21 protein-coding genes are annotated in these 18,282 nt (G+C 69.2%); 14 read left to right on the top strand and 7 right to left on the bottom strand.

The genetic code is table 11. The annotated features are described in order from the left end of the window. The first annotated feature begins 20 nt into the window (after positions 1-20). Positions 21-1,451 carry a serine hydrolase domain-containing protein gene (locus C1A38_RS22460; RefSeq protein ID WP_102659730.1) on the top strand — a complete coding sequence of 477 codons (1,431 nt, stop codon included), beginning with the start codon at positions 21-23 and terminating at the stop codon, positions 1,449-1,451. Here C1A38_RS22460 and C1A38_RS22455 read toward each other — a convergent pair. Further along, entirely contained in the window at positions 1,448-2,176 is a 729-nt protein-coding gene (locus C1A38_RS22455) for a hypothetical protein (RefSeq protein WP_102659729.1), read from the bottom strand. The genes C1A38_RS22460 and C1A38_RS22455 overlap by 4 nt on opposite strands. Positions 2,177-2,426: 250 nt before the next feature. On the opposite strand from C1A38_RS22455, the gene C1A38_RS32495 reads away from it, so the two are divergent. Next, on the top strand, positions 2,427-2,738 hold the full coding sequence (locus C1A38_RS32495; protein ID WP_199180285.1) for an ankyrin repeat domain-containing protein: 312 nt from the start codon (positions 2,427-2,429) through the stop codon (positions 2,736-2,738). A 70-nt stretch (positions 2,739-2,808) separates the two neighbouring features. Here the strand turns inward: C1A38_RS32495 and C1A38_RS22445 are convergent, their stop codons facing one another. Further along, positions 2,809-3,087, bottom strand: coding sequence for a hypothetical protein (locus C1A38_RS22445; protein WP_102659728.1), 279 nt, complete (start codon positions 3,085-3,087; stop codon positions 2,809-2,811). A gap of 42 nt (positions 3,088-3,129) precedes the next feature. Then, the gene (locus tag C1A38_RS22440) at positions 3,130-4,572 is read right to left on the bottom strand and encodes an SDR family NAD(P)-dependent oxidoreductase (RefSeq protein ID WP_438803782.1); all 1,443 of its coding nucleotides are present in this window, start codon (positions 4,570-4,572) and stop codon (positions 3,130-3,132) included. 204 nt (positions 4,573-4,776) lie between these two features. Here C1A38_RS22440 and C1A38_RS22435 point away from each other — a divergent pair, with 204 nt between their 5' ends. From C1A38_RS22435 to C1A38_RS22420, 4 genes are all read left to right on the top strand, one after another. After that, on the top strand, positions 4,777-6,012 hold the full coding sequence (locus C1A38_RS22435) for a sensor histidine kinase (protein WP_102659726.1): 1,236 nt from the start codon (positions 4,777-4,779) through the stop codon (positions 6,010-6,012). Continuing rightward, positions 6,009-6,674, top strand: a complete 666-nt coding sequence (locus tag C1A38_RS22430) for a response regulator (protein WP_102659725.1) — start codon at positions 6,009-6,011, stop codon at positions 6,672-6,674. The genes C1A38_RS22435 and C1A38_RS22430 overlap by 4 nt, the downstream gene beginning before the upstream one ends. A 73-nt stretch (positions 6,675-6,747) precedes the next feature. Continuing rightward, positions 6,748-7,488, top strand: coding sequence for an alpha/beta hydrolase (locus C1A38_RS22425; protein ID WP_102659724.1), 741 nt, complete (start codon positions 6,748-6,750; stop codon positions 7,486-7,488). A 342-nt stretch (positions 7,489-7,830) separates the two neighbouring features. Then, a complete protein-coding gene (locus tag C1A38_RS22420) occupies positions 7,831-8,655 on the top strand; it encodes an acyltransferase (RefSeq protein ID WP_233196951.1) in 825 nt (274 codons plus the stop codon). Between the two features lie 6 nt (positions 8,656-8,661). On the opposite strand, the gene C1A38_RS22415 is transcribed toward C1A38_RS22420, so the two are convergent. Next, the gene (locus tag C1A38_RS22415) at positions 8,662-9,210 is read right to left on the bottom strand and encodes a VanZ family protein (RefSeq protein ID WP_102659723.1); all 549 of its coding nucleotides are present in this window, start codon (positions 9,208-9,210) and stop codon (positions 8,662-8,664) included. A gap of 150 nt (positions 9,211-9,360) precedes the next feature. On the opposite strand from C1A38_RS22415, the gene C1A38_RS22410 reads away from it, so the two are divergent. After that, positions 9,361-10,047 carry a hypothetical protein gene (locus C1A38_RS22410; RefSeq protein ID WP_102659744.1) on the top strand — a complete coding sequence of 229 codons (687 nt, stop codon included), beginning with the start codon at positions 9,361-9,363 and terminating at the stop codon, positions 10,045-10,047. A gap of 99 nt (positions 10,048-10,146) precedes the next feature. On the opposite strand, the gene C1A38_RS22405 is transcribed toward C1A38_RS22410, so the two are convergent. Beyond that, positions 10,147-10,656: an O-acetyl-ADP-ribose deacetylase gene (locus C1A38_RS22405; RefSeq protein ID WP_102659722.1), complete on the bottom strand. Its 510-nt coding sequence runs from the start codon at positions 10,654-10,656 to the stop codon at positions 10,147-10,149. A 226-nt stretch (positions 10,657-10,882) separates the two neighbouring features. On the opposite strand from C1A38_RS22405, the gene C1A38_RS22400 reads away from it, so the two are divergent. Both C1A38_RS22400 and C1A38_RS22395 read left to right on the top strand, forming a co-directional pair. Beyond that, positions 10,883-12,061 carry a DUF4241 domain-containing protein gene (locus C1A38_RS22400; RefSeq protein WP_102659721.1) on the top strand — a complete coding sequence of 393 codons (1,179 nt, stop codon included), beginning with the start codon at positions 10,883-10,885 and terminating at the stop codon, positions 12,059-12,061. Between the two features lie 217 nt (positions 12,062-12,278). Next, on the top strand, positions 12,279-12,665 hold the full coding sequence (locus C1A38_RS22395) for a protein-tyrosine phosphatase family protein (protein ID WP_233196950.1): 387 nt from the start codon (positions 12,279-12,281) through the stop codon (positions 12,663-12,665). Positions 12,666-12,712: 47 nt separating this feature from the next. Here the strand turns inward: C1A38_RS22395 and C1A38_RS31185 are convergent, their stop codons facing one another. Then, entirely contained in the window at positions 12,713-13,438 is a 726-nt protein-coding gene (locus C1A38_RS31185; RefSeq protein WP_158244928.1) for a hypothetical protein, read from the bottom strand. A 255-nt stretch (positions 13,439-13,693) separates the two neighbouring features. On the opposite strand from C1A38_RS31185, the gene C1A38_RS22385 reads away from it, so the two are divergent. The 4 genes from C1A38_RS22385 to C1A38_RS22370 all read left to right on the top strand — a co-directional run bounded on the left by C1A38_RS22385 (position 13,694) and on the right by C1A38_RS22370 (position 16,949). Then, positions 13,694-14,077: a PadR family transcriptional regulator gene (locus C1A38_RS22385; protein ID WP_102659720.1), complete on the top strand. Its 384-nt coding sequence runs from the start codon at positions 13,694-13,696 to the stop codon at positions 14,075-14,077. Continuing rightward, positions 14,074-14,967, top strand: coding sequence for a hypothetical protein (locus C1A38_RS22380; protein WP_233196949.1), 894 nt, complete (start codon positions 14,074-14,076; stop codon positions 14,965-14,967). Before C1A38_RS22385 ends, C1A38_RS22380 begins: the two co-directional genes overlap by 4 nt. Before the next feature lie 93 nt (positions 14,968-15,060). Further along, positions 15,061-15,774, top strand: coding sequence for a class I SAM-dependent methyltransferase (locus tag C1A38_RS22375; protein ID WP_102659719.1), 714 nt, complete (start codon positions 15,061-15,063; stop codon positions 15,772-15,774). Positions 15,775-15,950: 176 nt separating this feature from the next. After that, positions 15,951-16,949: a hypothetical protein gene (locus tag C1A38_RS22370; protein WP_102659718.1), complete on the top strand. Its 999-nt coding sequence runs from the start codon at positions 15,951-15,953 to the stop codon at positions 16,947-16,949. 59 nt (positions 16,950-17,008) lie between these two features. On the opposite strand, the gene C1A38_RS22365 is transcribed toward C1A38_RS22370, so the two are convergent. Further along, the gene (locus C1A38_RS22365) at positions 17,009-17,833 is read right to left on the bottom strand and encodes a class I SAM-dependent methyltransferase (RefSeq protein ID WP_158244927.1); all 825 of its coding nucleotides are present in this window, start codon (positions 17,831-17,833) and stop codon (positions 17,009-17,011) included. Between the two features lie 118 nt (positions 17,834-17,951). Here C1A38_RS22365 and C1A38_RS22360 point away from each other — a divergent pair, with 118 nt between their 5' ends. Further along, positions 17,952-18,257, top strand: a complete 306-nt coding sequence (locus tag C1A38_RS22360; protein ID WP_102659716.1) for a hypothetical protein — start codon at positions 17,952-17,954, stop codon at positions 18,255-18,257. Positions 18,258-18,282: the final 25 nt, after the last annotated feature.

Below are 18,282 nucleotides of genomic sequence, written 5' to 3'. Positions count from 1 at the left end.
CAGCCGGTAGGTTTGCCGGCATGTCATCGACTCCGGCGCCGTTGCTGCCTGAGACTCGACGCGCGCTGGTCCACCGGTTGGCCACCGGTCAGGTAGCGGGCCGGGCGCCGTCGGTGGTCGCGGCCGTGGTGCGGGACGGCCGTCCTGTCTGGCAGGGCGGCTGGGGCACAGTGGACGGCCAGGTGCCCGACGGCGATATCCAGTACCGCATCGGCTCGATCACCAAGACGTTCCTGGCGGTGCTGGTGCTTCGCCTGCGCGACGAGGGGCGACTCGCGCTCACCGACCCGCTGGGCGAGCATCTGCCCGGCACGGTCGCGGGCGAGGCCACGATTGGTGCCCTGCTGGCGCACACCGCCGGGCTGATCGCTGAGGCACCCGGGCCGTGGTGGGAACGCACCCCGGGTGCGCTGCGTCCCGACCTGGCCGACGTGCTGGGCAACGATCCGCAGCTGCATCCGGCCGGACACCGCCATCACTACTCCAATCCCGGCTACGCGCTGCTCGGCGCGCTGGTGCAGCGGGTTCGTGGCCAGGCATGGGGCGACGTGCTGCGGCGCGAGGTGCTGGAGCCGCTCGCGATGACCCGTACCACCCTGCTGCCGGTCGCGCCGCACGGGACGGGCTGGGCGGTGCACCCCTGGGCCGATGTGCTGCTGGCGGAGCCCGCCGTGGACACCGGTCTGATGGCTCCTGCCGGGCAGTTGTGGTCGACCACGACGGACCTGGCCCGGTTCGCCGCGTTTCTCATCGACGGCGACGACCGGGTGCTGCATCCGGACACCGTCGCGCAGATGCGCAACCCGACGAGCCCACCCGAAGCGACGGACTGGCACATCGGCTACGGCCTCGGCATGCAGTTGCTGCGCCGCGACGGCCGCCTGCTGGCCGGGCACACCGGCTCGATGCCGGGCTTCGTCGCGACCGTGTGGGTCAGTCCCGATGACGCCCTGGGCGCGGTCGTGATGGCAAACGTGACCGCCGGCCTGTCCGCCGGCACTCTCGCCGCTGACCTGCTGCAGACCGTCGCCGAACGAGAGCCGCGAATCCCGGCCCCGTGGCGGCCGCTGCCCTCGATCGATCCACAGCTGCTGGACCTCGCCGGCCCGTGGTACCGGGGACCAGCCCCGTACGTGCTACGCCCACAAGCAGACGGCTTCATGGAGTTGGCCGCGATGTCCGGCGGAAACGGCACCCGACTACGCCCCACCGGCGACGGCGACTGGGAAGGGCTCAACGGCTACTTCGCCGGCGAAAGGCTGCGGGTGCACCGCGATGCGGACGGCACCGTCAGCCACCTCGACCTCGGCACCTTCGTCTTCACCCGACAACCCTACGACCCGGCGACGCCGGTACCCGGCGGCGTCGACCCGGCCGGCTGGCAGGCCGACTCGACCCTCGACCAGGGCGGCGTCGGTGATGACGGTGGTCGGCCCGGTGTCGACGGCTAACGGTATTGGCGCTCCTGGGCGGCGCGGACCTTCTGACGTATGTCGTCAGGGATTTCGACCACATGAACGGTGATCGCGAGATCCAGTAGCGCCTGTGCGGCCCAGGTACGCGACGTTGGCTGGAACGGCCTCGCTGCGGCCGGGTCGCTCATGCAGAGTACGAGGCGGGGACGTGGGTACATCGTGCTGGCGATCCACGTGAGCTTCAGCGCGTCGGCCAGTACCTTGTGACGCTGCGCCGACTTCGGCGGACCCTGATGGGCCCAGCACTCCACGAGAACAGTCCGGCCGCTGTCGCAGCCGTCGATCTCGACCCGAGCCCCCGACGGCACTGCGATTTTCGCCGGTTCCAGTGTCAGGGCGAGGTCGCGGCCGAGCAGATCAAGCATGACTCGCTCCGCGTGGCGCTGCTCCGCAGAGTGCCCGGCAGGCAAGTGATCGTCGAGGGTCCGAACAACGGCAGCAGGTGCAAGCGGCCCGCTGTGCGGTGTTCTCGGAGCCTCGGCCAGCACCCCGTCCGTCCGCTCAACGAGTTCGTTGACGATCTTCCCGTCGGGGCCTTCCCACCGCCGGACGGCTCCGGCCAGTTGCAACGCGCGGCAGATCTGGTTGACCTGCTGCCGTGGCCGGACACCCGTACGCTGTGACAGTTGGTCATCGTCCAGCGGCCTCGAACTGAGCCGAAGTGCTTCGAGGACACGGTCGCGACTGCTGGCAGCCGTCACGCATGGAGTCTGACCGACGGTCAATGGCCTCGCCTCCTCCGTTCGGCGGTGCACAAGGCGTGCGCCCGACATGCGGCACGAGCGGTGCCCGTGCGCCGTGCGCGGGAATGCTCCTGACGAGGCGAACCACCTACTCTGACGCTGGTGAACGTCCGAGAGCGCAAGAAGCTCACCGCCCGCCTGATGACGTCGCTGCTGCGTGGCGATCTTCCGGCCGTGCGTGCGCTGTTGCGTGCGGAGGCAGACCCGAATGCGGCAGATCGTGACGGCACGACGCCGCTCTACCTGGCCGCCGTGCAGAACGAGCGTGGCGGTGCGGATTCTCCTGGCTGCCGGCGCGGACCCGAATGTCGAAAGCGGGCGTGGCGACGAGGGGACACCCTTGACCGCAGCCGCAGCGTGGGGGCACGACGACGTCGTCCGCGAACTCCTCGCGCAGGGCGCGGATCCGAACCTCCGCGAAGACCACGGCAGCGGACTGTCGCCCCTCGAATGGGCCGTCCGAAACGGCAACTCCGAGACGCAAGCGCTACTCGAAGCCGCAGGCGCGACATCCCCATAGAACCCCCACGTGAGCAGCAGAAACGCTGCGCGTGAGTCGCAGCGCAAGGGTCAGCGGTGTTCCTGACTGATCAGTGCACCGCAAACGGTCCCTCGGCCTGCTCCATGAGCGAGTACCCGACATCGTCCCAGCGCCGTTCCATCTGCGTATCGCGCGCGACGTACACCTCACCTGCGCCGGCCGGCACCTGCGTATGTGTGCTCCGCCATGGAAGAAACGGCCCGACCTGCTCCCCGCCCAGGGCGACCACCATGTTCGGCCATCTGCCATGCAGATCGTCCAGCATCCCCCGGATGCCGGCGTCCACCGGCGCGCTGGTGACCAGAACCGTGTCGTACCCCGTGATCATCTGCGCTCCGCTCGGCTGAGGTGCGTGTCCGACTCGCACGGCTCACCAGGGGCTGGGTGCGTAGTCCTTGAGGAAGCAGCCGTACAGGTCCTCGCCCTGTTCGCCCCGGACGATCGGGTCGTAGACGCGGGCCGCGCCGTCGACCAGGTCCAGCGGGGCGTGGAAACCGGCGTCCGCGAGCCGCATCTTCGTCGGGTGGGGCCGTTCGTCGGTGATCCAGCCGGTATCGACACTGGTCATGAGGATGCCGTCGGTCAGCATCTCCTGGGCGCTGGTGCGGGTCAGCATGTTCAGCGCAGCCTTGGCCATGTTGGTGTGCGGGTGTCCCGGCCCCTTGTAGCCGCGGGCGAACTGGCCCTCCATCGCTGACACGTTCACCACGTACTTGCGACGGGCGGTCGCTGCGGCCATCGCCGGCCGCAGCCGGCTGACCAGCACGAACGGCGCGGTCACGTTGCACAGCTGCACTTCGAGCAGTTCGACCGGGTCCACCTCGTGCACCCGCTGCACCCAACTGTTGACCGCCCCGAGGTCCGGCACCAGACCGCCGGCGTCGATGGCGGTGGCTGCGGCGATCCGTTCCGGTGACGCGGAGCCGCTGGTCAGCGCGAGCGCGGTGAGCGCGTGCGGGGTGATCGCCGTCTGCGGACCGGCGGTCAGAACGCCGGTCGGCCCGCCGGGTTCGGCCGGTTTGGCGAACGTGATCATCTCCGGTAGCGGGCCGTCCGGTAGGGCGGCCGCCTCCGCGGCGACGAGGTGTGCGTACGCCTCGGGAGTGCGGCGGACGGTCTGCGCCGCATTGTTGATCAGAATGTCGAGTGGCCCCTGGGCGCTGACCGAGTCGGCGAGGGCGATCACCTGGGCCGGGTCGCGCAGGTCGATTCCGACGACCCGGAGGCGGTGCAGCCAGTCCGCGCTGTCGGGCATCGCGGCGAATCGGCGGACCGCGTCGTGCGGAAACCGCGTGGTCACCGTGGTGTGCGCGCCGTCGCGCAGCAGCCGCAACGCGATGTACATGCCGATCTTTGCCCGGCCGCCGGTCAGCAACGCACGCCGGCCGGTCAGATCGGTACGCGCGTCGCGGCGCTCCCGGTTGAACGCGGCGCAGGGCGGACAGAGCTGGTGATAGAAGGCGTCCACCTCGCGGTAGCGCTGCTTGCAGATGTAGCAGCCACGAGGGTTGTGCAGCACACCGGCAGTGGTGCCGTCGGTGGGGGAGGCGAGCGGGATGCCCTGCGTCTCGTCGTCGATCCGGCCGGGAGCGCCGGTGGCAGTGGCGGCTGTCACCGCCTGGTCGGCCGCGAGGATGGCGTCCCGCCGTTCCGAACGGCGCCGTTGCTTGATCATCTTGTAGAGCTTCGCGGTGGCGCGTTGCACCCGTACCACGTCGGGATGATCGGGAGGCAGATCCTCCAACGCCTCAAAGACGCTGAGACAGGTCTCCAGCTGGCTACGGTCGATGCCCTGGTGACCGTTTTCCGTCATGTTGTCTGCCGTCATGCTGCCGCTGTCTCATCCCGTTCCTGCGCCGGAACCACCCGGCCCACCCCAAGTCCGACCAGGAACTGTACGCGGCCTTGACGCATGCCGCGTCGGCTCATCAGCACAGAGCCGCCGGGGCCGTCTTCGGCGCATCCCGCCGGCACCGGGTAACGCCGGCAGCACGGCAGGCGACGGTACCCTGTCCCCATGCCCGTGCCCGCACCGCTGCGCGATCTGATGCGGGCGGTCGCCACCGGCCACGACGCGCGACCGGGGATGCCCGCGCCGTTCGGCCGAGTGCCTCCATGGGCAGGTCTGCGCCCGTATCTTCAGGTGTGGGCGCCGCTGACCGCGTTCCTGCTGTCGCTCTGCGCGCTGGCGGTGCTTTCGCGGTACCAGGTCGGCAGTCTCGAGACCATCCTCATGGCTGCGCTGACCGGGTTGCCGGTGGCGCTGCTGCCCGGGCGCGCGCTGTGGGCGTGGCGGGTGGCGGTGGCAGCCACCGTGATCAGCGGCGCCAACCACCTGTACGACGAGGGCTTTCCCTGGCCGGGCAATCCGGTGCTGATTCTGGTCTACCTCGTCGTGCTGGTCGTGGTCGGCTACCGCCATCCGCCGGGGGTGCTGTTCTGGGTCTGGTCGTTCAGCATCGCCATGCCGCTGCTGTTTCTCGGGCCGAACACCGCCTACGGTGGCATGCTGCTGGTCACCGTCGTCCTGCTGGTCGGGCACCTGCTGAGTCGATGGGGGCAGGCCCGTGCCGGCCTGGTCGCGGAGCAGGAGCGGGGCGCGATGCTGACCGAGCGCGCACGCATCGCACGTGAGCTGCACGATGTCGTCGCACACCACATGTCCCTCATCGCCGTACGGTCGGAGACCGCGGCGTACCGGCTGGAAGGCCTGCCACCGGCGGCGCGTGCGGAGTTCGGTGAGATATCACAGTCCTCCCGGCAGGCGCTCACCGAGATGCGGCGGCTGTTGGGCGTCCTGCGCAGCCCGGACGAGCAGCCGTCGACAGCACCTCAGCCCGGCCTCGCGGACCTGGGCGCGCTCGTGGCAGGTACGCGGGCGGCCGGAACCCCGGTCGCGTTGGCGGTGGACGGGAACCTGACCGGCGTGCCGGACGCCGTGGATCTGTCCGCCTACCGGATCGTGCAGGAGGCGCTGTCCAATGCGGCCCGGCACGCTCCAGGCGCGCCGGTCGACCTCATGCTTCGCCGAACCCGCAACGAGGTGAGCATCCGCGTGCGCAACGAGGCGACGGTTGACGGCGGTGATCGGCCGGCTGCCCCGGCGGATACCGCAGCGTCCGGTTCCAGCGGGCAGGGCCTGCGCGGCATGCGCGAACGCGTGGCCATGCTCCACGGCAGGCTGAACGCTGAACCGACCGAGGACGGCGGTTTCGAGGTGCAGGCGACGCTGCCCCTGGACGGCCAGACGTGATCAAGGTTCTGCTCGTCGACGACCAGGCAATGGTCCGGGAGGGTTTCGGGGCGCTGCTCTCCGCCCAGGAGGACATGGTGGTCCTCGCGGACGCCGCTGACGGCGAGCAGGCGGTCGCCGCCGCGCGCCGCTACGACCCTGACGTCGTCCTGATGGACATCCGTATGCCGACCATGGACGGTCTGACCGCGACGCGCCGGATCCTGGAGGTGCCACCCGGCCGGCACCGGCCGCGAGTGCTGATCCTGACCACCTTCGACCTGGACGACTACGTTTTCGAGGCGCTGAGGGCTGGCGCGAGCGGGTTCCTGCTCAAGGACGCACCGGCTGCCGACCTCGTTCACGCGGTACGCGTGGTGGCCGCCGGTGACGCGCTGCTCGCCCCCTCGGTGACCCGGCGACTCATCGAGGACTATGCGAGCCGGGCCCGGCCGCGACCCGCCCGCTCGGATCCGATCAACACGCTCACCCAGCGGGAAACGGACGTGCTGCGGCTGGTCGCCCGCGGGCTGTCCAACCGGGAGATCGCGACAGATCTGGTGCTCGCCGAGCAGACCGTCAAGACGCACGTCAGCCGGATGCTGACGAAGCTGAACCTGCGAGACCGGGCGCAAGCGGTGGTCTACGCGTACGAAAGTGGCCTGATCAACCCCGGCGGGTAGTACCCCGGTACCGGTCGGGATCGACACCCGAGAGTGACGCCGCACCAGAGGGCCGGTACCTAGCGTCACTGCCATGAAGCGATGGTTGTTGCGGCTGCTCGCGGCGGCGCTGCTGACCGCGGCGTGCCCACCCCCAACTGCGGTGCCGACCGGTCCGCCGGTGGTGCGGGCCGTGGGGGATCTGCGGGCCGCGGACCGGATCGTCGTACTCGTGCCGGGCGTGGACACCACCCCTGAGAACTTCGACCGTGGACACGGTGACGTCGCGCACCGCTCGCCTCACTGGCAGGCCCGGCAGTTGCACGCCGCGTGCGGCGGGCGGGTCGCGGTGGTGGCCTGGCTCGGCTATCTGCCGCCCGACGGCATCGGCCTCGCCGCAGCCCGGTCGGAACGCGCGATGGCGGGGGCAACTGCCCTGACGGGCTACGTCAGGCAGCTCGCCACGGCCCGGCCACACGCAACGATCACGGTGATCGGGCACAGCTACGGCTCCCTCGTCCTCGCGTACGCCGCCGCCCGGCTACCCGTTCAGGTCACCGACATCGTGGTGCTCGGAAGCCCCGGCCTCGACGTCGGTAACGCCGATCAGCTGAGGACCGGCGCGCGACTGTGGGTCGGCACCGCCGAAGGTGACTGGACCCGCCGGATCCCCGAAGTACGGATCCTCGGCCTGGGACACGGAACGAACCCGAGCCGACCGTCGTTCGGCGCCCGGTACCTGAACGTTTCGGGTGCCGAAGGGCACGACGGGTACTTCCTGCCGGGAACCACGTCGCTGCGGAGTCTGGCCACCGTGGCACTGGGGGAGTCATGACCGCCAGGTCACTCGCCGCGCGCGTCGAAGCGGTCACGCCAACCGGTCGGGACCGATCCATCGACGCACTTCGTGCACTGGCCATCGCCGGCGTGGTGCTCGGCCACTGGCTGGTCACCGCGTTCGTGGTCACCGAGCCGGGACTGCGGGTGGCCAGCCCACTGTCGTACCTGCCCGCCCTCGCACCGTTGTCCTGGCTACTGCAGACCCTCGCCGTCTTCTTCTTCGTCGGCGGGTACGCCGCAGCGCGGGCTGCCCACGGCAGGCGGCTACCGCGAATGGCTGCTGGCGCGGATGAACAGGCTCTTGCGTCCGGCGCTGGCACTTGTAGCCTTCTGGGCCGTGGCGGCACTGATCTGGATGCCGGCCATCGACGGCGAATCGGCGCGAGCCGTCTGGACCATCGTGCTGAGCCCGCTGTGGTTCCTCGTGGTGTACGCGGGGCTCCTCACCGTGACCCCGCTCGTGCTGAACCGCCCCGGTCGGCTCGTCGTGCCGCTCGTGACGGCGGTCGTCGCGGTCGACGTGGCGCGCTTCGGCCTCGGCGGCCCGGCCTGGCTCGGTGGAATGAACGTGCCCACCGCCTGGCTCGTGCCCTTCTGTCTCGGGGTGGCCTGCGCCCGAGGGGCCCAGCTGCCGGCGGTCGGGCTACTGGTCGGCGGGACCGCGGCCACCGCCGTGCTGATGCTCTGGTTCGGCTATCCCGCCAGCCTCGTCGGCGTCCCAGGTCAAAGCCGGTCCAACCTGAACCCGCCCGCGCTCGTCGCGGTGACCTTCGGTCTGGCCCAGGTGGGGCTCGCGCTTCTGCTGCGCGGCCCGCTGACCCGGCTCGTCCGCCGCCCCTTGGCCTGGGCAGTCGTGGCCCTGGCGAACCTGTGGGCCGTACGGATCTACCTGTGGCACCAGACCGCGCTGGTCGCGGTGACAATGTTCGCGCTGGGCCACGCCCGACTACCCGGACTGCACACCGCACCCGAGACACCGTGGTGGATCCTCACCCGCCTCGGTTGGCTGCCGATCTTCGCACTCGTCCTGCTGGGTGGGCTGATGCTGGGCGGCCGCATCGAAGCGTCGCGCCGTCCCGGATCGGGAACACCAGCAGCCCGCGGAGTTCCGGAAAGGAACCGGGGGAGAAGCCCCGAACGTGGTGGGTGTCCGGCTCCGTGACCAGGCTCATTCCGGCGGCGGTACGGGCAACAGGCGAGCGGGAACCGGCAGCCGATGCGCCGCGAGGACAGCCAGGCCCGCGCCCGTCGTGTTCAACAGCACGTCGTCGATCGACGTGACACGTCCGAGTGCCAGGGCGTACTGCAACACTTCCACCGCGGTCGACATGCCGGCAGCCACGATGACCACATGGGTGAGCCGGACCTGCCACCCCATGCCCAGACCGAACCCAACCGCTGCGAACACCAGCAGATTGCCGACGATCTGGAAGAACGCGGTCAGCGGAGGGTCGGCGAGGATCTCCACAAGGTCACGCAGCGGCACCAACCGAACATCACGGGGTGCGTCGAGTGGGGTGAGGACCACCACCAGCCACGGCAGCGTCCAGACCGACATGACCGTCGTGGCCCATGCCCGCCGGACCGCCAGCCCTGCCGGGACACCGCGCTTGCGATAACAGGCCACGAGGTGACGCGTACCGACCAGGCCGGCCATGACGAGAGCCACCGCAGTCGCCACGACCGGAAGCCAACGCAGGTACCCGCCTGGGATCATCGTGGGGCATCGTAGTCCGGGCCGGGATCCGGCTGACTCTTGACGAGATGCCAGCGGGTCGGATGCCGTGGGGCGGAACCTCCTTGCCGGACATGGATAGACTTCGCTGTCACGGGCTGCCGGGTCGTGTCCGGTGGCGAGGAGGACCCGATGACACCTGAACCGTGTACGGACGGCACGTTCCGGCACCTGTCCGTGGACCTCCACCCGGTGGGCGGCGGCGACGACGGCATGACGGGTTACACGCTGTGTTCGGCCCCGCAGCGTCCGGTCCGAGGCGATGACCAGGCGGCGATCGACGTTCCTTACGACGCGTATCGCACTGACACGCACGTGGACATCGCCGCCTTGCCGCCGTGTGGAGAGTGCCTAAGGGTGGCGGAGTTGCTGGCCGACCCCGAGACCGCGCCGCCGCTGCATCGCAGTCCCCGGCCGGACCTCCCCTCCGAGTTGACCGGTGACGTGATTCGGCGTCTCCTGGACACCGACATCGCCACCGGTGCCCCACCCGGTCGGCGGGCCGCCGTGCACCTGCTGACCTTCACCGCAGTCCCGGATCAGCCCGGCTTCGCTGACCTCGTGGAGCGCCTCAGTCTGCTGTGGGGCGCGGATGGCACCGTGGAGATGGGGCAGGTCCGCGATTGGGAGGCAGTGGTTCGCTTCGCCGCGACTGCCGATGTGCCGGACCGCGACCGGCAGATGATCGCGTTGGCCGCGAGCCTTGCCGGTGGGCCGCCGGTCGACCTCGAAGCCGCCGCCAGCTTCGTCGATGATCCGGCGGCGGCCCGGCGGGTGATCGAGGCGATCACGATCGCCTCAGGACGCGGCGACCGGTAAGAGGATCGGCACCTGAATGAACCCCGCACCAGATCGCAGGCTACGCGGGCCTTTCGCAGCACCGCGCTTGTCACGCCGCCGGCCGCAGTGCCGGACGGATCAACCCGTGGCCGTCAGCGCGGCTTGCAGATGCTCGCGGGCGTCTTCGTCGAACGCGACGAGTCGTACCCGTTGGACGTTTGTCGCCGTTGACCTGATCGTTGCTACGGCGATGCGGGCTGCCTGGTCGGCAGGGAAGCCGTACACGCCGGTGGCGATTGCCGGGAAGGCGACGCTGCGGGCGCCGAGTTCGTCGGCGACCTGCAGGCTCCTGCGGTAGCAGGAGGCCAGGACGTCCGCCTCACCGTGGCCGCCGCCCTCCCAGATCGGCCCGACCGCGTGGATGATGTGCCGTACCGGCGGGTCGAGGTCGAAGGCCGGGGTAGCCATCGCGTCGCCCGGCTCGCAGGGGCCGATCGCACCCCCGGCCCGGGCCAGGCGAGGCCCGGCAGCCCGGTGGATCGCGCCGTCGACACCACCACCGCCGAGCAGCGACTCGTTGGCCGCCGTGACGATGGCGTCCACGTCCTCCCGCGTGATGTCACCCATCACAACCTCGATGTTCACCACGGCAGCATCGTGACACACCGACAGCGTGCCGGCACGCTGTCGCCGAACCGGTGGCCGCGCCATCTCATCAGCGACGTGTGCCGCCACACGACCGGGCAGGTGCGGATGCATCCCCGTGCCCTGAGCAACCTGCCGACCTCAGCCCGGTGAGGTACGGATCAGCCGAACCAAGCCAGGTGTGCACACCCGGTCTTGAAGGAGAAGACGCGGAGGTAGGGTCACCTCCGTGCGAGCCAGGCTGGAGGCTGTCTACTGCGACGGATGGGACGCTGGTGTCGTCAATCCGTTGACGTCGAGCGCTGCGAAAGCACGCGACGCGGCGGCCGAGCCGTACACCGTCGTGCTGTTGCTCGACGGTCGGCTGCATGCGGTGATGGACCTGTCCTGGAGCGACGGGTACTGCGGGATAACTCGATTCGGCGCTGCGGAGAGAACCCTGTCTCGGCACCTGCTGCGCGGCACCGGCGAGGGCGATCTGTTCCTGCGCGAAGTCCGCACCTGGGATGGCCCAGCCGACGTAGGCAAGCACGAATATCCGCACGTCGCGGCCAGGACGACCACCACGTACACCGTTTCCGGAACGCGTACCGACATCGTGGAACCGCACGGTGACCGAGGCATCAGGCGGGACTCAACTTCGCAGCAGCGAGCACCGCGGCTACCCATCCCGCCGTTCGGCCGATGGGACGAGCTGTTACGCCTCGCCGGAGAGACATCCCGCGAGATCGTCGACGCCGTCCAGCACGAGTTGCCGGTGCGCGTGGAGGCCCGTGCGCCGTGGCGAGCGTCGCGCCCCCTCAAGCCGCAGGGCATCGAGGAGCTGTTCGTCCCCGGCACCATCGTCGACATCCATGATCAGCGGCTTCGACTGTCGGTCCATGAGGCCGGGCAGCTTCGCCTCACCTCCGGCCGTCTGGTGGCAGCCGACCCGTCGTCGCTGGAATTTGACGCCGAGCCGTTCACCATCAGCGTGCCACCGGGCGCGTACCCGGTGTCGATCAGCCTTGCCACCTACCTCGACGACCCGCGCCACAGCCGAGTCAGCGCTGCCCGCCTCGACGTCAGCGACCGGCCCACCGCGCGGTGGGAACTGGCCCTGCGCGATGGCCAGAACCCGATCGATCTGGGTCATCGGCAGTACTTCGGATTCGGCGTGGACGCCGGCATGGCCTGCTTCGTCGACGCGGACGCCAACGAACGGATGCAGGACGTCTGGCTGACCCTCGACGGCCTGGTCGACCCCCGGCACCGCACGATCGACTCCGGAGCGATGGTCGCGTGGTCCAGCGGCTGGGGCGACGGCAGCTACCCGACCTGGATCGGCTATGACACTGCCGGACACGTGACCTGCTTTGTCGCCGACATGCTGCTGTTCCCCACCGACAACGACGAGGACGACGACTGACCTGCAAGCACCTGAACGTTTACACGGCTCCGAAGCCGTGCGAGCGTCGGTCTGTGCTTTCCATCGGCCTGAGCAACTCCACAGACGCATCACCGCAGGCCCCGCTCGGCATCCTCGGGGCTTTGTTCCTTACGTTCGCCCTCGGAAACCTCGTCCTACGCCGGTGGGCCGACCCTGACAAACGACCCCGCCCTTCCGAGCACAGTCAGGCCACCACATGCGACTCACTCCCACCCTGTACCGCATTCCGACGCCGCCACCCGGCCAGTTGAGCACGATGCCGCGACCGCGCGGCGACGACTGGCTCGACGACGAGATGACCGCCCTGCGTGACATCGGCGTGGATGTCCTTGCCTGCCTGCTCACCCCGACCGAGGCCGCTGAACTTGGTCTCACCGGGGAGGCCGCCGCCGCCACCAACGCCGGACTGGAGTTCCACGCCTTCCCGATCGACGACCTCGGCATACCCGACCATGCACTGGCACGGCCATTCCTCGACCTTCTGCATGACCGGCTAACCGGGGGACGGCACGTCGCGGTGCACTGCCGCGCCGGCATCGGAAGGTCATCACTGATCGCCGCAGCCTGTCTCCTCGAACGGTAACTCTGCTCGACGAGTCGGTTTTGACCTGGAAGCCTCGCCGATCGCGCCTAACAGTACGTACCATCCATCATCGACTGTGGTGAGCCATCGCTCACCCAGGGCTCGTCGAGGAGCCAGGTTTTCACGACGGTCGGGATCCAGCTCGCGCCGTGTCCGTTCGCCGCGATCCGTGCGTCCAACCCGTCGAAGTACACGAGGTGTTTGTCGTCGGCCCACCATTCGACACAGAACCCGCTCGCCATGTCGAGGCGGCGGAGGTGTGGATGGCGGGCAAGCAGCCTCTCCCGGTAGGCGTTGGCGTCGGTCGGCGTTTCGGTGGACCGGTGGTTCTGGCGGTCGGCGTGGTGCAGGAGGGCGTCGCACTCCAGGAAGTGGTCCAGCGATGGAAACGCTGGAACCTCGGTGTCCAGGTAGCCGAACCACACGGTGCCGTCGGGCTGCAGGAAGCTGTAGCGGCAGCCGTCCGGATCGGTGTCCGAAACAGCGAAATCGAACCGGATCTGCCTCTTGTCGGGGTCGACGTCGAATACGGGCGCGACGACGATCTCGCTCGCGCGAAACGCGCTGCGGTAAGTCAGCCCGGAGTATCGACGCTGGATGTGTCGCAGCGTGGTCAACGCGTGTTCGTCGCAGTGCCCGAGCGCAGCGCTCATCACCGCTCGGCACTCGTCGTCGTCCGGACCAGTGTCGACCTGCATGGCGTGGGCATGCTCGGCAAGGAAGGTCCGGGCCAGGCCACTGAGCGAATCCGCTACCTCGAGAACGTGCGCCATCCGTTCATTCTCCGGCAGCGGCCATGCCGCGATCGGGCCCGATTCTCACCAGCCGGCGCAGCTGGCCGCGTGCTCCAGGTCGCTGCGACCTGATGACGCGACTCCTTGCAGGTGAGGCCCCAGGTCGGAGTTGGGGTGCCTCCGGGAGGGTGTGCTCGGCCGTCCGATGCGCTGTCTTGTGGGGGCGATCAGGTGAGGCAACCACGCTGGACGGTCACCTTGGCAAGATACTCATGTTGCTTGTATATTCAGGTCATGCGATCGACTTCGCGTCCCGCGCTGCGGGAACCGTCGTACTTCGTCCTTGCGGCTCTGATCGGCGGCCCGCTCCACGGCTATGCCGTGATCAAGCGGGTGACCGAGCTGTCCGACGAGCGGGTGACACTCGCTGCCGGTTCGCTGTACTCGGTGATTGACCGGCTGCTCGGCGAGGGACTCATCACCGCCGATGGTGAGGAGATTGTCAACGGGCGTGCCCGTCGCTACTACCGGCTCACCGACGAGGGCTACCGCGTACTCGCCGAGGAAGCCGACCGGCTCGCCCGGGCCGCCCGGGTGGTCATGGATCGTCTGCCGCACCGGAGCTTCCCGCTGGGAAGCACCGATCAACCTTCTATCGTGAGGACCAGACCAGCATGAGTTCTGATGTTCTGGAGAAGCGGTACCGCATGCTGCTGCGGGCCTACCCGGCCGACTACCGCCGGGAGCGTGCCGACGAACTGATCGACACGTTGATCGGCGACGAACCGACCACCCGCCGCTGGCCCAGCATCCGGCAGGCGGCCTCACTGATCCGGGGCGGCCTGCGGGTGCACGGCGGCAGCACCGCGGCCCGGCCCACCGCCGTGCTGCTCTGGCAGGGGCTGCACCTGGGCGCCATGGCGGTGCTGGCACTGGGTGTGCTCATCGGCCTGAACGACATCGTCGGGACGTTCCAGTTCGGCGGATTCTCCGACCCCCTCGGCGTCCTGCGGGATCAGGGCATCCACCTGGTCATGGTGAGCGCAGCGCTGGTGGCGCTCGTCGTGGGCCACGACCGCACTGCTGCCGTCCTGGTGGTGACTGCAGCGGTGGTGCCGACCGTCATCTCTCCGTACCTGTTCCTCAACGGACTAACGCAGTGGTGGGCACCGGTCGTCGCCGCGCCATTGATCATCGCAGGCCTGCGGCGACCGGCCGACGTGCCGCCTGCGCCCCGGGGCAACGCAATTCTGGTCACCGCCGGCATAGTCGCGCTGCATCTGATCCCGGTGGAAGGCTACCGCCCCGCCCCTGTGAGTACGCAGATCATCTCCATCGCCATGGTGATCGTCGGCGTAGCCGTCTTCCTGTGGGTGGCGACGGCTGACCAGCGACTGCTTATCGCCGTCGCCCCGACCCTCTTGCTGGGCACGCTGCATCAACTGGGCAGCACCGGAACGGGGGAGCTGCTGCGCCGGCCTGACGCCCTGCCGTCCCTGGTCCTCGCAGTCCTCATGGTGGCCGTCGCGGTCGTCTCGACTCGGCTGCGGCAGCGCACCCGCGCCTGATCAGCCACGGGCGGTCCGACCACGGCGGAGGCCAGCACTCGGTGATCACCGGGAGGACGCCCCACAGGAGGCTTCGGCAGGTACCCTTGGCCGGTGTTCTCGCCTCAGGGTCCGTCTCTGCGGGAACTCTGCGTCCAGGCGTTCTCCTCGGTCGAGCGCGGCTATGACCTGCTGGCCCCGAAGTTCGACCACACACCTTTTCGTACGCCGGACAGCTATCTCCGCGCGACCGCCGACGCGTTGTCCGAACTCGGGCCGTTCGACCAAGGCCTGGACGTGTGCTGCGGCACCGGAGCGGGCATGGCGGTGCTCAGGTCCGTGTGCCGCGCAGGCATCACGGGCGTGGACTTCAGCGCCGGCATGCTCGCCCAGGCACGCAGCACCCACCCGGACGCCACGTGGGTTCAGGCTGATGCCCGCGCCCTGCCGTTCACCGGAGGCTTCAACCTGGCCGTCAGCTTCGGAGCGCTCGGGCACTTCCTGCCCACCGAGCGACCCGCCCTCTTCGCGGGCGTCTACCGCGCGCTGCGGCCCGGCGGGATCTTCGCCCTCCCGATCGGTGCACCGCCGCCGCTGACCTCGACCGCGTACTGGGCCGCGCTCGGCTTCGACCTGGCCATGCGGGTACGCAACACCGTGTGGCGACCCCCGTTCGTCATGTACTACCGGACCAACCCGCTGCCCGCAGTTCGCGACGACCTGACAGCGGCCGGCTTCACCGTCACCACCGTCGCGCTGACCGCCCTGGGACAGCGCCGCGACGGCAACCCGCGCTGCCGGCTCATCCTCGCCCAACGACCACACTGAACACACGCGTCCGTGGCTTCCGCGTAGCGGTGGTGATGGGCACCGGCCTGGCGCGGACGGAGACTGGTGCCGCGTTGCTGTGCTCAACCGCCGCAATGGGCAGGGCGTCGGGTTGCCGTCGACCGACCGTCGCCGCGGCACGCAGGCTGTCGGACCACCTGCCTAGAGTCAACCGCATGTACTTCGTGTGCAGGTGGCGTGAGCACTCCCCGTTCAGCAAGCGGGTGGTTACCGTGCCTGACGAGACCGTGCTCGACTGGTTTCGCCGCGGCTGGGAGCACGACGACCCGGACGCATGGATCGACAGCGAGTTGGGCGGCGACGTCTACGGCTTGGGGTCGATCTTCGAGGAGGTTCGGAAGCACGGCCTGCCCCAGCCGGAAACGATCGACGAACTACGCGAGCTGCTGAACGAGCACCTGTGGGTGGAGGGAGACGACGACGGTGCCTTCATTCGGCTCGGCGAGCACGCTCTGAGAGTGCGTACCGATGACGACGAGGTGGATCTGGCCTACTACTTCGTCGACGACGTGGCCGCCACCGCGTCGCCCGACCGGCTTGCGTTCCTGCTGCACGACACCTGGCCCCTGCCCTTCAGCGCGGCCACGGAAGGCAGGACTTTCGACCATGGTGTTCCGGTCCGCACCGTCCGGCTGGTCCCGCCCGGGCCGGAGTCGGTCTTCTCGGTCCGCCTGTGCTGGGAGTCGCCCGATACCGATCGGAATCTGGATCTGGCCGGTGCCACCGTCTTTCCCGGCCTGAACCTGCCGGGCCTCGCCACCCAACTGCGCTGCGCCGAAGACCCCGACATCCGCCGCTGGCCGCATGACGCCCGGCTGCTGCGGGCTCTTGTCGCTCCCAGGGAAACCGACATCGGCCCGGCGCTGGAACGCTACGCCCGGCTACCCGGGTACGCCCTGACGCCCACCATCCTCGACCGCACGTCGACGCACGACACGGTCCACCGGGAGATGCGGGAGATGATGTCCGTGCAACGGCCCGCCGAGGCGCTGCTCCGGCTCGACCCGCACATCGCGCAGGTTGGCCGATACATTGACAACTTCTTCGGCTTCGACCAGTGGTTTGTCTTCGACACCCGGTGGGCGGCGGCACACCCCGACCTGGCCCGCTCACTGCTGCGCTACGCGGCCGATTGGGACCCGTACGCGACATAGATCTGCCGGTGACGGTGGGTCAGCACGGGTACGACCGTCGAAACGGTGAGTGGAGGACGTCACCGTCGTTCGGCGATCAGGATTTCTGTGTCACCGGGCCAGTCCCAGAACAGACCGCTCGCCGGCGATGCCTGCTCCAGCAGGAACCGAAGCTCTGCGATGAACGCGTTCAGCCTGGACCCGAACAGGTGAGGCGCAGCGAAGGACATCGACAGGTAGCCGGCGATGACGCCGTCGACATCACGGACGATGTCGGGCCGTCCCGGTGCGTAGACGACACGCGGCCTGCCGAAGCGAGTGCGGGCAAGCGTCTGCTCGAAGCGTTCCGCCTGGTAGAACGTTGCTGGTCGGGCACCCGAGCGTCGCTGCGGCCCGAGGTAGGCGCTGATGAGCCGATCGACGTCGTCATGCGGAACGGGTGGCGTGTCCGGCAGCTGCCGCGGGGCCGGCCGGGTCGGGTCGTGACCGATGAGCACGATCGCCCCACCCGGTTCCAACGCCTCCCAGACGGCTTCGGCGACACGGACGCGGTCGGTGCGATGAAACGACTGCCCGAACGTCACCGTCCGCATCGGCGGCAGCGCCAGGTGGGGAAGGTCCTCAGCGGTGGCCCGGACGAAGTCGACCCCTGCCACCCTCTCTGCCGCAGCGTAGGCGCGGGCCTCGGCGAGCATGTCCAGGTCCGGCTCCAGCAGCGTCACGTGCGCGAACAGCGACGCGAGTTGCAGCCCCACCGTGCCCGGGCCGCTCCCGACATCCAGCAGTTGGCCGCTACCGTCGAGCCCCAGCTCACCTGCCAGCACCTCGCCCAGCTGAGCGGAGTAGGGCGGCCGCCCCTGCCGGTAGTACCGCGCGGTGCCCTTGAACTGGGTCGGGTCGTACACCCGAACACTCTCGCAGCCCATCACACCGTCCGGACGCGCGCCGCGACATGAGGGCTACCGGCGCTGCCGCAGACTACGCACGCGAGCCGCCCACCTCCGCGTGAGAGATCATGTCGGCATGGTCGGCATCGTCGAGATCCACGTCCCGTTGGTACCAACTCCGGGTCTTGACCCGGACGCCTACGCGTTTCCCTGGATCGACCAGGTCGAGGACTTCCTGGTCGACGTGGAAGACGAAGGCACGATCGAGGTGTACGACGACGGCGAGCAACTCGGCGACGTGTACGTCTTCTTCATCACCGCAGCGAGCGAGGCCAGCCTGCTGACCGCCGCATCACGGGTGGCAACTCTCGACGGCGTGCCGGCGGGCGCGTTCGCCATCGTCACCGATGACGGCTCTTCGAAGTTGAGCGGGGTGCGCTGATCGATCCGGCCCGGAGATGAGGGCT

Origin of the sequence: Verrucosispora sp. ts21, from assembly GCF_002879555.1 — a bacterium.
GTDB classification, from domain to species: Bacteria; Actinomycetota; Actinomycetes; order Mycobacteriales; family Micromonosporaceae; genus Micromonospora; species Micromonospora gifhornensis.
The sequence above is the reverse complement of the archived record's forward strand: the minus strand, read 5'-3'. Positions and strand labels throughout refer to the sequence as shown.